The organism is Komagataeibacter intermedius TF2 (assembly GCF_000964425.1).
GTDB lineage: Bacteria > Pseudomonadota > Alphaproteobacteria > Acetobacterales > Acetobacteraceae > Komagataeibacter > Komagataeibacter intermedius.
Window position 1 is genome coordinate 1 of the sequence record NZ_BANF01000050.1, and the last position, 13,746, is coordinate 13,746.

The 13,746-nt window shown below is 64.5% G+C and carries 12 protein-coding genes; 4 read left to right on the top strand and 8 right to left on the bottom strand.

What is annotated here, in order from left to right; genetic code table 11:
* Positions 1-17: 17 nt before the first annotated feature.
* From B7449_RS09125 to B7449_RS09145, 5 genes are all read right to left on the bottom strand, one after another.
* Entirely contained in the window at positions 18-1,217 is a 1,200-nt protein-coding gene (locus B7449_RS09125; RefSeq protein WP_039736774.1) for an MFS transporter, read from the bottom strand.
* A 14-nt stretch (positions 1,218-1,231) separates the two neighbouring features.
* A complete protein-coding gene (locus tag B7449_RS09130; protein WP_039736870.1) occupies positions 1,232-2,527 on the bottom strand; it encodes a lipase family protein in 1,296 nt (431 codons plus the stop codon).
* A gap of 100 nt (positions 2,528-2,627) precedes the next feature.
* Positions 2,628-3,500, bottom strand: a complete 873-nt coding sequence (locus B7449_RS09135; protein ID WP_048883578.1) for a methylenetetrahydrofolate reductase — start codon at positions 3,498-3,500, stop codon at positions 2,628-2,630.
* Positions 3,493-4,344, bottom strand: coding sequence for a bifunctional 5,10-methylenetetrahydrofolate dehydrogenase/5,10-methenyltetrahydrofolate cyclohydrolase (locus B7449_RS09140; RefSeq protein ID WP_039736775.1), 852 nt, complete (start codon positions 4,342-4,344; stop codon positions 3,493-3,495). Before B7449_RS09140 ends, B7449_RS09135 begins: the two co-directional genes overlap by 8 nt.
* A gap of 24 nt (positions 4,345-4,368) precedes the next feature.
* A complete protein-coding gene (locus tag B7449_RS09145) occupies positions 4,369-4,950 on the bottom strand; it encodes an NAD(P)H-dependent oxidoreductase (protein ID WP_039736776.1) in 582 nt (193 codons plus the stop codon).
* A 177-nt stretch (positions 4,951-5,127) separates the two neighbouring features.
* Between B7449_RS09145 and B7449_RS09150 the strand changes: the two genes are divergently transcribed.
* Both B7449_RS09150 and B7449_RS09155 read left to right on the top strand, forming a co-directional pair.
* The gene (locus tag B7449_RS09150; protein ID WP_039736777.1) at positions 5,128-5,871 is read left to right on the top strand and encodes an IclR family transcriptional regulator; all 744 of its coding nucleotides are present in this window, start codon (positions 5,128-5,130) and stop codon (positions 5,869-5,871) included.
* Between the two features lie 12 nt (positions 5,872-5,883).
* Positions 5,884-6,798 carry a bifunctional 5,10-methylenetetrahydrofolate dehydrogenase/5,10-methenyltetrahydrofolate cyclohydrolase gene (locus B7449_RS09155; protein ID WP_039736778.1) on the top strand — a complete coding sequence of 305 codons (915 nt, stop codon included), beginning with the start codon at positions 5,884-5,886 and terminating at the stop codon, positions 6,796-6,798.
* Positions 6,799-6,856: 58 nt separating this feature from the next.
* On the opposite strand, the gene B7449_RS09160 is transcribed toward B7449_RS09155, so the two are convergent.
* From B7449_RS09160 to B7449_RS09170, 3 genes are all read right to left on the bottom strand, one after another.
* Positions 6,857-8,623 carry an adenine deaminase gene (locus B7449_RS09160; protein ID WP_039736779.1) on the bottom strand — a complete coding sequence of 589 codons (1,767 nt, stop codon included), beginning with the start codon at positions 8,621-8,623 and terminating at the stop codon, positions 6,857-6,859.
* Between the two features lie 49 nt (positions 8,624-8,672).
* Positions 8,673-10,016 carry an NCS2 family permease gene (locus B7449_RS09165; RefSeq protein WP_039736780.1) on the bottom strand — a complete coding sequence of 448 codons (1,344 nt, stop codon included), beginning with the start codon at positions 10,014-10,016 and terminating at the stop codon, positions 8,673-8,675.
* 113 nt (positions 10,017-10,129) lie between these two features.
* Positions 10,130-10,921, bottom strand: coding sequence for a GntR family transcriptional regulator (locus B7449_RS09170; protein ID WP_039736781.1), 792 nt, complete (start codon positions 10,919-10,921; stop codon positions 10,130-10,132).
* A gap of 211 nt (positions 10,922-11,132) precedes the next feature.
* Here B7449_RS09170 and B7449_RS09175 point away from each other — a divergent pair, with 211 nt between their 5' ends.
* Together B7449_RS09175 and B7449_RS09180 are read left to right on the top strand one after the other, a co-directional pair.
* Positions 11,133-12,728, top strand: a complete 1,596-nt coding sequence (locus B7449_RS09175) for an acid phosphatase (RefSeq protein WP_039736782.1) — start codon at positions 11,133-11,135, stop codon at positions 12,726-12,728.
* A 6-nt stretch (positions 12,729-12,734) separates the two neighbouring features.
* Entirely contained in the window at positions 12,735-13,550 is an 816-nt protein-coding gene (locus B7449_RS09180) for a ribonuclease T2 family protein (protein WP_082084816.1), read from the top strand.
* Positions 13,551-13,746 lie beyond the last annotated feature (196 nt).

Here is a 13,746-nt window from a genome sequence, read left to right on the forward strand (position 1 = left end):
GCCGCCAGCCAGTCCCGTCAGGCGACGGCCATGCGCGGCTGGCGGATGGCGCGATAGGTCAGGAACAGCAGCCCGGTGGCCGCCACCAGGGCGACGACGGCAAACAGGAAATAATCGGTCCATGTCGTGGTGGAAAAATAGAGCGAGGGCACCAGCACGGACGAGACCGATATGAACTGCCCCACAATGCCCGACACCACCCCGCGCGCGTTGCCGCTGCCAGCCACGGCGGGCAGCAGGGACATGGCGCTGCCGCTGAGGCTGCTATAGGCGAACATCCACACGAACAGCCCGACAGAGGCAAGGATGATGCCCGAAGGCGGGAAGAACAGCATGAACTGTGCGCCTGTCCCCACCACCGCCATGATGACGAACAGCATGAGCGCGCGCTGCTGCGTGCTGGCCAGCAGGCTGATCAGGCCACCGCCAAGCAGCATGACGACAATCTTGATCAGCGCCACTTCGGTCGAGGTGGTGCCAAGGCTTACGGAATGGGCATGCGCGAGATAGGTCGGGGCGACAAGGCTGGTCCCGTAGGCAATGCCGTTGGGCAGCGCCACGCTTAGCGACAGTGTCAGCACCCGTGCAAAGGCCGGGCGCACCTGTGGCGCATTTTCCGTGGTCGCGGCTTTGCGGGCAGGCCCGTCTTCGCGCAGGCGCATGAGGAACATCCAGCCCCCCACAAGGGCAATGACCATCAGCCCGATATGGAACAGGCAGGCCATGGCCCAGTTGCCATTGTGCAGGAAGGGCACCGCCAGCAGCAGCCCGGCGGAATAGCCGGCCGGCGCGAAAGTCGACCAGAAGGCCAGCGCGCGTGAACGCATGTCCTGCGGCAGGTAGTTCATGAGCAGCGCGGGCGATGTGGTGGTGGCATAGGCAAACCCGCACCCCGCCAGCATCAGCCCGATGCGGAAGGGCCAGATGTCATGCGCGCTCATCAGCAGGACATCACCCGCCACCGTCAGGAAAACGGACAGCACGAAGCTCCTGCGCACGCCGATCCTGTCCACCGTCATGCCGAATATGAAGGACAGGATCGCGGCGGGAAGTGAAAAGAAGGACAGGCCCTTGCCCACCATGCCGGGCGAGACATGCTGTATGTCCGCTATCGTATGGATGAACGGTACGACCAGGCCCACCACCGCCATGGACGCGGCGGCATAGAGGTAGATGATCAGGATCAGGCCGATATTGAACGTCTTGTCCCGGTTCATGACCGTTCGCCTTTTCAGTTGTTCCAGGGAATGCCCGGTGTTGCCTGCTGGATGGGGCCCGGCGGCGCCAGCGTGGCGCAGGTGCTGGCGATATGCTTCCCCTTCATTAGCCGTTTCACGAATGGCAGGGAATCCTGTGCCGAGACATTGACCGCCCCGTTATGGGTCAGCCCCGGATATTCATGCCAGCTGACCGTCGTGCCCGCGTCGCACATCGCGGCCACGGCATTGTACTGCCCCGCGGTTCCGGCTTCGCCATCCGCAAGGCCGGTGCCGACAAAGACAGGCATGTGGATATGGCCATCAGGGATGTCGAACGCATCTGCATGGCTTTTTTCATAATCCGACAGTTTCGCGTTGAACAGCGCGGGTGATGAAATGTGCTTCTTCGCCGCATAGTCGAACAGGTTATGCAGGCACGATGTCTGGGCCTGCCGGGCGTAATCCTTCCCTTCCGGCGTCAGGACCGTGCTGGCGTCCCGTGTGGGGTTCAGGCTCTGGTCCGTGCCTTCCACCCGCAGCATGGCAAAGGCGGAATCCATCTGTGTCGGATCGGTATAGACGGCGGGAATGGGGCTGTGCGGCGCATTGGCGGGAACCCTGAACCCGGCCACGACACCTGTCGCCACCACGCCCAGAATGTTCAGGTCCGGGGCATGGGTGGGCGCAAGCCACGCCGTGCCCAGTGCGGCCCCCGACCCCTGTGACTGTCCCACCAGCACGATCCTGTTACGCAGCAGCGTGGGGAACTGCTTCAGCGCCGCATGCAGGCCATCCAGCACGCTGTAGCCTTCGGGGCGGTACAGCAGGTAGGGATGCGGCCCCTTCGTGCCCAGTCCCTGATAGTCCGTTGCGACAATGGCGAAACCTGCGGCAAGCCAGCGCGCCAGATAGGCCCGGTCGCGCGATGAATAGCCCCGCCATGATGGCGCGCATACATCCGCCACCCCTGTCGTGCCGTGTTCCCATGCAATAACGGGCCAGCCATGCCTGGGCGGTTTGCCGCGTGGCAGCAGGATCTGGCCCGAGACGGCAGTGGTCGTGTCCGCCCCCACCCCGCTTGTCGCGCTGTACAGCGTGCGGATGCCGCGCGCGGTCCCGTCCGGCAGGTGGGCGGTGTCCATGTCTTCGGTCCGGATCATGGTGCCGGGGGCGGGCAGCGTCACCCCGTCGGTGTCATAGAAGGCGCTGACGCCGCCATCACCGTACGGACTGGCCGTGTGCGGTGGCGTTGCGGCAGGGGCTGGCGTGGCCACCATGATGGCGCAGGTCGCCAGGAGTGACGCGAAGAAGGGACGTGTATCGGACATGGGCATATCCCGGATGAACGAAGGAATGGAAAATATTATGACGATAACGTAACGTATTGAAAATGAATTATGCCGCCATAAGCCACCGGCGGCATGTGTCTTATGGCCTGCCGCTGGCCTCCCGCCACCCCAGCGTACGCGCCACGGCCCCGAATGGAAAGAAATGGAAGCCCCGGAACAGGGAATTCCCGTCACCGGCGACCGCCCGGGCGACGGGCTGGATCACCTGTTCTGGCGCGCCGGGCCAGAACCAGCGGTGCAGCCGGTGGCGCTGCCCCTTCAGGAACTGCAGCGACTGCCCGACCCCGCATTTCAGGCCATAACGGACCAGCATGCGCGGGGAAATCAGACCGGGCAGCCCCACGTGCACCGGCAGCGTGATCCCGTTATCGCGCAGCCCCCGTTCCCATTGTAGCAGCGGGCCGGGATCAAAGCAGAGCTGGCTTACGATACGGATGTCAAGATCGTCCTGCTGGCCGATATCCTGCTTCATGCGCAGGAAGGACAGTGCCTGCTCCGGTGGAATGACGGGTGATCCTTCGGGGTGGCCGGCCACGTATATCCGGCGTATGCCGCTGTCCTGCAGCATGCGCGTGCGCAGGACGGCAACCGTATCGGCAAAACAGCCCGCCGGTGTCGCCCCGCCACCCGCGATAAGCAGTACCCGGTCCGTCTGCAGTTCCTGCGTCACGGCCTGCGCGATCATCTGCAACATGGGCACATCGGCTATGGCGCGTGCGGGCAGGTGCGGCACGGGCACGCAGCCCCATTGCCGTATCCTGTGGCAGGCCGCCAACGTCGGCCCGAACGGTTCGCCCGTCAGCCAGGTTATGAAAACGGTGGTGCCGGGCGGCAGGGCGTCGGGACGTCGCCGTGCCGTGCTGACATAGCCGGGCGTCATTTCGATGGAGCTTTCATGCACCAGACGCCGGGTCGTACGGTCAACCGCCGCGCGGAATTGGGAATCAGACATTCGTAGCCGCCACATCCAGGATATTGTGCAGGAGCATCATGCGGGTCATGCCGCCAAAACTTTCGTCGGGCGGCGTGATCCAGCCATCATGCATGGTCATGTCGGCAGACAGGTCGCCCGTCATCCGTCCGTCATGCCAGGTCATGCCAACGCCAATCACGGTTGTGCCGGGGCGCAGCATGCCGGGTGTCAGCATGCCGGGAACGCCGGCGGCGGCAATGACGATGTCTGCCTGCCGCGTGCTGTCCGCAATATCGCGCGACCGGCTGTGCAGGACTGTGACATCGGCGTTGCCATGCATGCTCCTGCCCCCCAGCAGGAGGGCCGCAGGCAGTCCGACAAGTTCCCCGCGCCCGATGATCGTGACCCGCAGGCCAGCAAGGTCCGAGTGGACCCGGGCCAGAATGTGGGCGATCCCGCGCACGGTACACGCAATGATGCCGGGCGTTGCATCATGCAGCGTCATGACATTGCAAGGATGCAGTCCGTCCACATCCTTGTGGACCGCAATGGCGCGGCATACGGCGCGTGCATCCAGATGGGACGGCAACGGCAACTGGACCATGACGCCATGATACAGCGGGTCAGCATTCAGCCGGGCGATGTGATCCAGTAATGCGGCCTGCCCGATGGTGGGCGGCAGGTCGTGCGCATCAACATGGATGCCCGCGTCACGGCAGTTTTCCACCTTGCGCGAAATATACAGGCGGCTCTGTTCATCGGTCCCGACACTGAGCAGCGCGAGCGCGGGTGTCACACCCCGACGTGCGAGTTCCCCCGCGCGCTGCCGGGCGCTGTCCATAAGCCCTGCCGTGATGAAGTCGAGGTTGAAAAGGGTGGCCATCGTCGTTCCGCCGTTTCAGTGCGATCAGTAGCTGAGCATGGTGTCCCTGACGCGCCCCATGAAACGGTCGCGCGCGGCCAGAGTGGTGTTGTTCATGTTGTAAAGCGCCAGATAGTCCACCTTGACCCGGCGGTTCATGACCGCGCGCAGGAAACGGGTGCCGTTCTTGCGCGGCGGGTCACCCAGAATGAACGCCCTGTGCCGTGGTGAGCCATAGGTGGTTATGGTCGAGACGCGCCGGATGTTGGAAAACCCGGGCGACAGCACGCCATCAATCAGCTTGAACGACACATCAGGCAGGAAGACGCGGTCGAAATATCCCTTGAGAATGGCGGGCCAGCCAAAATTCCAGACCGGGTGGCACAGCACAAGTGCTTCGGCCGTCTGCAGGCGGCGCACGTAATTGGCCACGTGTTTCTGGTTGATGGCGGGATCATGATAGATCTCCCGGTCTTCCGCGCTCAGGACCGGATTGAAATTTTCCCGATAAAGATCAAGGTCATCCACTTCATGCCCGGCCTGCTTGAGGGAGCGTACCGCCAGTTCATGCAGGGCGGCGTTGAAGCTGTCCGTAAGGGGATGGGCATAGATGACGTGTACTTTCATGGCGCAGCCTGACCGACATGGTGGAAGAATGTGTTCGAAAATCGAACATAAGTTCGTTATTGATTTATGTTAGTCAGATATGATTTTCTTGCGCAAGACATTATTTCGAAGCTGCATCATTGCCGCCCGCATGCCTGCCGGTTGCGGGTTCCTGTCCACCTGTCCTGACGGATTGAAATGACCGAAGCCGATTCCGAAACATCCCTGACCTTCGCCAAGGGGCTGGCCGTTCTCCGCGCGTTCGATGCGGGCGGAAAAGGCATGACGATGGCCGATCTGGCCCGGAAGCTGAATTATACCCGCGCCACGACGCGGCGGCTGGTCCGCACGCTGGAAACGCTGGGATATGTCACGGTGGACAACGCCCTCTACATGCCGACACCGCAGACCCTCAAGCTGGGCCTGGGTTTTCTGCAGAGCCGTTCGGTAGGGCAGCTGATCGGCCCTGTCCTGCGCGAGGAATCCGTTGTGCTGGGGGAACCGATTTCGCTGGCGCTGCTGTCGGGCCCGGAACTGATCTATGTCGTCCATGCCCCGACCTCCGCCAAGATCGAGACGGCGGGCTATACCATCGGCAGCAGCCTGCCGCTTGCGACAACCGCCATGGGGCAGGCCACGCTAGCCTTCCGCGCGGCGGTGGATGATGCCCCCTCCCCGCCCTGCGGTCTGTCCGTGCCCGACAGGCAGGCACTGGGGCCTGTCCTTGCCACCATCCGCGCCCGGGGATTTGCCCATATGTCCAACGCGGATGAACGGGGCTTCTGCGCCATTGCCGTGCCCGCCTTCGGGCTGAAGACGGACGATGCGGTCGGGGCGCTGGGCATTGTTTATCCCGACGGGCAGTATGACATGGACCACCTGCTGGGCGTCATCGTGCCAAACCTGCAGAAATGCGCGCGCTACATTGCCACTGCCCTGTAGGGAGACATCATCATGATCCGTATTATCGACAGCCGGCCATTACTGGACGCGTTCCTTGCGGCGTTGCGTCCCGCCGCCGGGCGCGTGACGCAGGCAACGGGCGGCGCACCCGTGCTGTCCATTGTCCGTGCGGCTGAAAATGCCGGAAGTGCGGCCTATGCCGCACGCATCCGCGCTACCGCCGCGCAGGCGGGCATCACCTGCCACGAGGTGCCGCTGGACGCCCGGATGGATGGTGCGGCGCTATGTGCGCAGGTTGCGGCCGTGTCGGCCATGCCCGGGGTCAATGGCATGATCGTGCTTCTGCCCCTGCCTGCTGGCGTCAGCGTGCCGCAGGTCATGGCGCAGGTGGACCCGGACAAGGACGTGGACTGCCAGCAGCCGCTCAACCTGGGCCGGGTCATGGCGGGAACCCCGCTTTACCTGCCGTGCACGGCCACGGCGGCCGTGACGCTGGCGCAGGGGATGCTGGGCGACCTTGCCGGTGTGAACTGCGCCGTGATCGGGGCTTCGGCCAGCGTGGGCCGTCCGCTGGCGTTACAGCTGCTTGACCGGGGGGCGACGGTGGAAATCGTGCATATCCGGACCCGTGACATTGCGGACCATGCCCGTCGGGCACAGGTCATTTTCGCGGCCGCCGGCCATGCCGGGCTGGTGGATGCGGCATGGGTATCACCCGGCGCGGTGCTGGTTGATATTGGCGTCAATGCCGACCCGACCGGCAGGCCGGGTGTGGTGGGTGACATCGACGTGGCCGCCGTGGCGCAGCACGCCGCCGCCATTACGGCTGTCCCCGATGGGGTCGGCCCGATGACGACGGGCATCCTGCTGGCCAACACGGTGCATGCAGCCAGCAGGCAGGCGGGGCTGGACTTTACCTATCCCGACCTGACCACCCTGCCCGCCTGTCAGGCGCTGCGTCTGTAATCACGGCGCGCGATCCGCCGCCGGGGGTGACTGTCCACTCCGGCGGCGGATGTGCGCATCAGGCCAGAACGCAGTCGGTCACGACTTCCCCGGTCATGCCCGATGTAATGCCCATATCCGTCACATGCGGTCCGGGGTTGCAGGCAAGGCTTGCACCGATCATGAGCTTGATGACGGCGGTATGGCCGTTCCATGTCGTGACGGATGCGCAGGCGTCGCGCACGGCGTTGAACTGACGGGCGACCTGCGCGGGGTCTGCAGCCGACAGCAGGCCGCAGACCGGCAGTTCAAGATGCGCCAGCACCCTGCCGTCGCGCACGGCCACCATGCCACCGCCCGATTTGATCAGGGTATTGGCGGCCAGCATCATGTCCGCTTCCCCCCGGCCGATCACGGCCAGGTTGTGGCTGTCATGCAGCACGGTGGTGGCGACCGCGCCCGACCATTCTCCCCAGCCTTCCAGAATGCCAAGGCCCGGCACGTCGGATGCGCCATAGCGGTTGAACACGGCCATCAGCGCCGCATCCTCGGGAATGACGACATGACCGTCCCTGACCGCAACATCACGTTCACCCCACCGGGTGGTACGGGGTATCGCCACGGTGCGCACGCGGGCGTGGGTTCCGCTGGCGCGGATGTAAAAAGACTGTTCCGTCGTCAGCGCAAGCTTCATGGTTTCGGTCGGCGCGGTCACGGGATCGGGCCGCAATGCTTCGCACAGCTCCCCGTTTTCCGCTACGTGGCGGCCGGATGCAAAGACGTGATGCGCCCGGAATTCCGCCAGGTCGTCAAACACCACCAGATCGGCCCGCCGCCCCGGTGCGACAAGGCCAAGGTCACGGCGCTGCAGGCGCATGGCGGTGTTCAGCGTCGCCGCCCGCAATGCCTGGACCGGGTCCAGCCCGAGCTGTACCAGGCGGCGCAGCATGTACGCCATGCCGCCACGGCTGACGAGGTCATCGGGGAAAATGTCGTCCGTGCACAGGGTGACGGTCTGCGGAACGTATCCCAACTTGTGGAACAGGGCCACCGCCTGCGGCAGGATGTCCTCGTGCGAGACGCGCAGTTCGATCGTCATGCCCGCGCGGATCTTTTCCAGCAGGTCGGCTTCGCTGGTGATCTCGTGGTCGGATTCAATTCCTGCGGCAAGGAAGCCCTGCAGGCCCTTGCCCGCAAGGTCGCGCGCATGGCCGCAGACCAGCTTGCCACTGTCCAGCCCCGCCTGCGTAATGCTGCGCATGAGCGGGCTGCGCGCCAGCACGCCGCGCATGTCCATGATCTCGGCCACGCCGCCCACTTCCGGCCACGACAGCATTTCCTGCATGGCCGCGCCGTCGAACGTGGCCCCCGAACGCTCCAGCCCCGGCGCGGACGGCACGCATGATGGCGCCAGCACGATAATGCGCAGCGGCAGCCCGCGTGATGCGGCAATGGCCCAGCGCACCGCCTCCAGCCCGCCCACGTTGCCCACTTCATGCGGGTCCCAGCAGATGGTTGTCGTCCCCTGCGGCACGACAACGCCGGCATAGGTGCGCGGCGTGACCATTGAGCTTTCGATATGCAGGTGCGAATCAATCAGCCCGGGCGCGACAATGCGTCCGCCAAGGTCGATGACCTCGCCCGCTTCGCGAAAGGTGCCGCGCGGGTGGACGCTGGCGATCAGCGGGCCGACCAGCCCCACATCCGCATCGCGGACCTCACCCGTCGCCACGTCGGCCACGCGGCCGTTGACCAGCAGGGTATCGAATGCCTCCTGCCCCTGCGCCGCCCGGACCGCCCGGTCGCGCAGCGCGGGATCATTCAGGTCGGGATATGGTGAGTTCATATGTCCTGTTCTTTCATGATGGAAGGATGGGTCGCCACAGGGCCGCGCGCTAATGGCGCATGCTCATGCTGACGATGAAAAAGAGCGCCATGATCAGCCCGAGGCCCCACGCGGTGGGCGTGACGTTACGCCACCGCCCCGCCGCGACATTCATGACGATGTAGGAAAATGTGCCAAAGGCCATGCCGTTGAGCAGGTTGCCCGTCAGCACCGCGAACATGAAGGTCATGATGGCGGGTACGGACTGTGTCATGTCCTTCAGGTCCAGCCGCGATATGGCGCCGAACATCAGGATCCCCACCATGACCAGCGCGGGCGTGGTCGCCTGTGGCGGAATGATCATGAACAGTGGCCACAGGAACAGGGCCGCGACAAATCCCAGCGCGATCACCACGGCCACCAGCCCGGTGCGCCCGCCCATCTGCACCCCGATCACGGATTCCAGATAGACCGCCACAACCGCCGTGCCCAGAACCGGCCCCAGGATCGTCCCGGCCGCATCCGCCGCAAAGGCCCGCGTGGCATTGGGGATCGACCCGTCCCGGCGCAGCATGCCCCCCGCACTGGCAATGCCCAGCAGGTTGGCCAGCGTGCCAAACAGTTCCGTGCACAGGAAAAAGATGATGACGGGCAGGACGTAGAAGAAATTGTGGAAGATGTAACCCGGATCCATATGGAACGCCGTGGCCGATGGCCAGACGGGCATGGCGAACATGCGCGTGGGCCAGTGGGTGATCGTTCCGCCATGCCCGTCGGGCACAAACAGCCCGATAAGGGTCAGCCCCGCGATCGAGATGATCAGCGCCCCCGGCACGCCGGCCGCCACCAGCGCCGGGGTAATGACCAGCCCGGCAAATGTCAGCATGACGGCGGGACTGGACAGCGCGCCCATGGTGACAAGTGTCGTGTGGTTGCCCACCACGAAACCGGCATTGCGCAGGCCAATGAACATGATGGTCAGCCCGACCGCGATCTGGATGCCCACCCGCAGGCAGTCGGGCATGCCGTCGGCCATGCGTTCACGCACCTTTGTCACGGTCAGGATCATGAACACGATGCCCGTCAGGCACACGATGGCCAGCGCCGCAGGCCACGGCACGCCCATCTGCTGGACCATGACAACGGCGAACACCACGTTCGAGCCGATGGCGGGCGCAAGGCCCAGCGGCAGGTTGGCCAGCAGCCCCATCGTGGCGGATGCGATGATGGCGATCAGGCAGGTGGCCGTCAGTTCGCTGGCGCGGTCCATGCCCGCGTTGCTCATGATGGCGGGGTTGACCGCAACGCAGTAGACCATGGCGGCGAACGTGCCCAGTCCGGCCACGACTTCCCGCCCGGCGGTGGTTCCGGCTGCCCGCAGGTGAAACAGGCGTTCCAGCAGATTTGTCTTCATTGACACTCCGGCAACCGTGGCGCGTGCCGAGGTGGCATGCATCTTGTATTAACTTGTCTTATATTCGTTCCGATAGACAATCAATAACCGAATGCAGCCTTTTCCCGTACGGGTTACCCGCCGGGGGGCCACGGGTCACGCGGCACGAAATCGGTATCGGGCAGGTTGCCGCCATGGGCCGTGATGGAAAGCCGCGCAATGCCAGGCCGTGCAAGCAGGGTGCTGTGTTCGCACGCCGTCCCCGCGTCATCACAGGTAATGCGGCGCATGACCATGACCGGGCTGCCGCATGGCAGGTCCAGTTCGGCCGCCAGGGCATGCCGTGCTTCCGTCACGTCCACCGTCAGGTGGGTGCGGCCAAGCCGCAGGCCGATATGATCCACCATGAGCCGGGGCGATGAATGGACACGGGCATCGTGTTCGGAAATGAATGCCCGGAAGGCTGGTGGATAGTACACTTCCGTCAGCGCCACAGGCACATGGTCGATCAGGTACCGCCTGCGCAGCAGCAGGGCCTGCCGCCCGTCGGGTTCCAGCGCCGCCTGGACCTCCGGCGGCGCGGGTTCCAGCCCGAACGCCAGCAGTTCCGTTTCCACCTTCATGCCGCGCGCCTGCAGGATGTCGCTCAGCCCCATGACCGGGTCAGGGCGCGGGGGCGCCGTGCGCTCCGCCGGGGGGACGACAAACGTGCCCCTGCCCTGCCTGCGGCAGACCAGCCCGGCGTTTTCCAGATGCCGGAGCGCATGGCGGATGGTCACGCGGCTGACGCTGTAGATCCGGCACAGCGTCGCTTCCGAAGGCAGCCGGTCGCAATAGCCATCTTCCCGACCGATCCGGCCGGTCAGGTCCTGGGCGATCTGGTGGTGCAGCGCGCGTGATGAATTGGGATCGGATAGGGTCTGCATGAACGAGCGGCGTGCCTGTCGGGGAAGGTCTGTTTCAAAAATGCGTCATGACCGTTAGCATGGCATGGCCGGGCGGCAAACGGAATGCGTGGCGCGTCGGTGCGGATGCCCGCCGTGTGGCATTATGGCCCACCGGCTGATTGCACTGTCTGTTATTTTCCCGTTATGATCCGGGCCATATAATAACCCAAGTCGAGCAGATCGGGGATCCATGCCGGGACGCATCCTTACCGAACACTTCCGTTTCATGGCACGTGGCAGCTGGCGGCTGCCTGGTCTTGGCATACTTGCTAGCACGATCCTGACCGCCCTTCCGGCGGGGCCGGTGCAGGCCGCGACACCGGGGCAACTGGACCAGATCGAGACCGTGGTGGTCATCTTTGCCGAAAACCGCTCGTTCGATAACCTGTATAATGGCTTTCCCGGTGCGGATACGTTCGCAGGCAGGCCCCTTTCCGATTTTGCCCAGCGTGACCGCGACGGCTCCATCATGCGCGAACTTCCCCCCGTCTGGGGCGGGCTGACCGGTCGCGGCGTGCGTAACGCCGTGACGCAGGCCATGAGCGCCCACCTGCCGAACCAGCCGTTCCGCGTGGATGATCCGAAGGGGTTCAACGTACCGCTCAGCACGCTGACCCATGACCTGTGGCATCGTTTTTATGAAAACCAGATGCAGATCAACGGTGGCCGGAACGACATGTTCGTGGCGTGGGCGGATTCCGGCGCCATGCCCATGAGCTACTGGGACGGCAGCAGGATGCGGATGTGGGACGTCGCGCGGAAATATACGATGGCGGACCACTTCTTCATGGGGGCATTCGGTGGGTCGTTCCTCAACCACCAGTGGCTGGCCTGTGCGTGCGCGCCCTTCTATCCGCAGGCTGACGCCAGTCCGGCGCATCCGGTCATTTCGGTGGTCGACCCGTCGGGCAAGGCGCTGGTGGTCGCGCCCAATTCCCCGCGTTCGGCGCTGGACGGGGTGCCCAAGTTCGTCCGTGACGGCAACCTGACGCCGGACTTTCATGCCGTCAACACCATGCAGCCTGCCTATCAGCCCAGCGGCAACCCGGCGGCGGCAGGGCAGGATGCGCGCTTTGCCGACCCGACCAGCCCGACAACCCTTCCCCCCCAGACCGAACCCACGATTGGTGACCGGCTGAGCGAGCGCAGCATTACATGGGCGTGGTATTCCGGCGCATGGCAGGACGTGCTGGATCACGGCAACCACTATCCCGCCCCCGATTTCCAGTATCATCACCAGCCCTACAACTATTACCTGAACTATGCCCCCGGCACTGCGGCGCGGCAGGCGCACCTGCGTGATGGCGGGCTGGCAGGCGCGCGGTTCATCGACGCGATTGACCATGGCACCCTGCCGCAGGTCGCGTTCTACAAGCCGCAGGGCAACCTGAACGAACATTCCGGCTATGCCGACATCCAGTCAGGCGACGAGCATATCGCCGACCTGATCGACCATCTGGAGAAAAGCCCCCAGTGGCCGCACATGCTGGTGATCGTGACCTATGACGAAAATGGCGGCCTGTGGGACCACGTGGCCCCGCCAGAGGGCGACAGGTGGGGGCCGGGATCGCGTATTCCCGCCATCATCGTCTCCCCCTATGCGCGGCGTGGGTACGTGGACCATACGGTGCAGGACACGACTTCGATCCTGAAATTCCTGACCGAACGCTTTCACCTGCGTCCGCTGGACGGGCTGACGGTACGTGACCGTGCCATACAGGCGGCGACCGGCCATCCGCTGGGCGACCTGACGACCGCCCTCGACCTGCATCCCACCGGGAAATAACCCTTCATGCCATATCGTGCCCTGACCGCCCTTCGTGGCCTGCATCCGACGCTGGCTGCGCTTGTCCCGGCCCTGTGCCTTATGGCCGGATGCGCGCATACGCCGCCGTCCACCCATACGGACGCGCTGTCGATACCCGTAGCCCGGCATGGCGATTTCGGGCATTATACGCTGGCGCTGACGTGGCAGCCCGGCTTCTGCACGGATCAGCACGGGTCAGGCTGCCAGCCCGACCAGCCACATGCGCCGCTGATCGGGCTGCATGGGCTATGGGCCTCGCGCCCGTCCGACCTGGTGCATGAGGGCCTGCCCGTGACCCAGTGGTGGATCAAGGGATGTGACATTTACCAGCATGACGATACGCCACCGCGGCTGTCCCCCGCGCTGTCGAAACGGCTGTCGGGTACGGTGGCCCATACCCGTTCCAGCCTTGTCACCCATGAATATACCAAGCATGTACAGTGCTTCGGCATGAATGCCGAACGGTTCTTTAACGTGGCCAGCACGTTGCGCGACCGCTTTGCCGCAGGTCCCGTGGGGCGTGAACTTGACCATGATGCCGGTCGCGACATCAGCAAGGCCGACGTGATCGGGTCATTTGAAAAGACATATGGCGCCCTGCCCGAGCGGGGACTGCAGTTCCGCTGCAATACGGACGCGCAGGGCCAGCCGATCCTGGCGCAGCTGTGGTTCACGCTGGACCCAAAAAATCTTGGGCGCTTTCCCGCCGCTTCGGGCTTTCTGCCATCACCGGATGTGCAGGATAACTGCCCCGCCCGCTTCCATGTTCCCACATGGCCGGTCACGGCGCAGGCCGGGTAATGTCAGCCTGCCGGTAGGGGCATGACATGCATCGTGGCTGTCCGGCAGGACGGTGGAACAGATTTTCAGGCTGAAACGTCCCGCGCGACGGGATGCTGCGGCCGGCCCCGGCGGATGACAGGGGGAGCCTCACGCCAGCGCGGCGGGGCTGAAGGGCATGTCCGGTTCATGCGGCGCCGCGCCAGCATGCGGTACG

Bases quoted from the DNA above. Each gene is read 5' to 3' on its own strand.
- B7449_RS09155 (WP_039736778.1), top strand. From the start codon at position 5,884: ATGATCCGTATTATCGACAGCCGGCCATTACTGGACGCGTTCCTTGCG.
- B7449_RS09145 (WP_039736776.1), bottom strand. From the start codon at position 4,950: ATGAAAGTACACGTCATCTATGCCCATCCCCTTACGGACAGCTTCAAC.
- B7449_RS09180 (WP_082084816.1), top strand. From the start codon at position 12,735: ATGCCATATCGTGCCCTGACCGCCCTTCGTGGCCTGCATCCGACGCTG.
- B7449_RS09130 (WP_039736870.1), bottom strand. From the start codon at position 2,527: ATGTCCGATACACGTCCCTTCTTCGCGTCACTCCTGGCGACCTGCGCC.
- B7449_RS09150 (WP_039736777.1), top strand. From the start codon at position 5,128: ATGACCGAAGCCGATTCCGAAACATCCCTGACCTTCGCCAAGGGGCTG.
- B7449_RS09140 (WP_039736775.1), bottom strand. From the start codon at position 4,344: ATGGCCACCCTTTTCAACCTCGACTTCATCACGGCAGGGCTTATGGAC.
- B7449_RS09135 (WP_048883578.1), bottom strand. From the start codon at position 3,500: ATGTCTGATTCCCAATTCCGCGCGGCGGTTGACCGTACGACCCGGCGT.
- B7449_RS09125 (WP_039736774.1), bottom strand. From the start codon at position 1,217: ATGAACCGGGACAAGACGTTCAATATCGGCCTGATCCTGATCATCTAC.
- B7449_RS09165 (WP_039736780.1), bottom strand. From the start codon at position 10,016: ATGAAGACAAATCTGCTGGAACGCCTGTTTCACCTGCGGGCAGCCGGA.
- B7449_RS09170 (WP_039736781.1), bottom strand. From the start codon at position 10,921: ATGCAGACCCTATCCGATCCCAATTCATCACGCGCGCTGCACCACCAG.
- B7449_RS09160 (WP_039736779.1), bottom strand. From the start codon at position 8,623: ATGAACTCACCATATCCCGACCTGAATGATCCCGCGCTGCGCGACCGG.
- B7449_RS09175 (WP_039736782.1), top strand. From the start codon at position 11,133: ATGCCGGGACGCATCCTTACCGAACACTTCCGTTTCATGGCACGTGGC.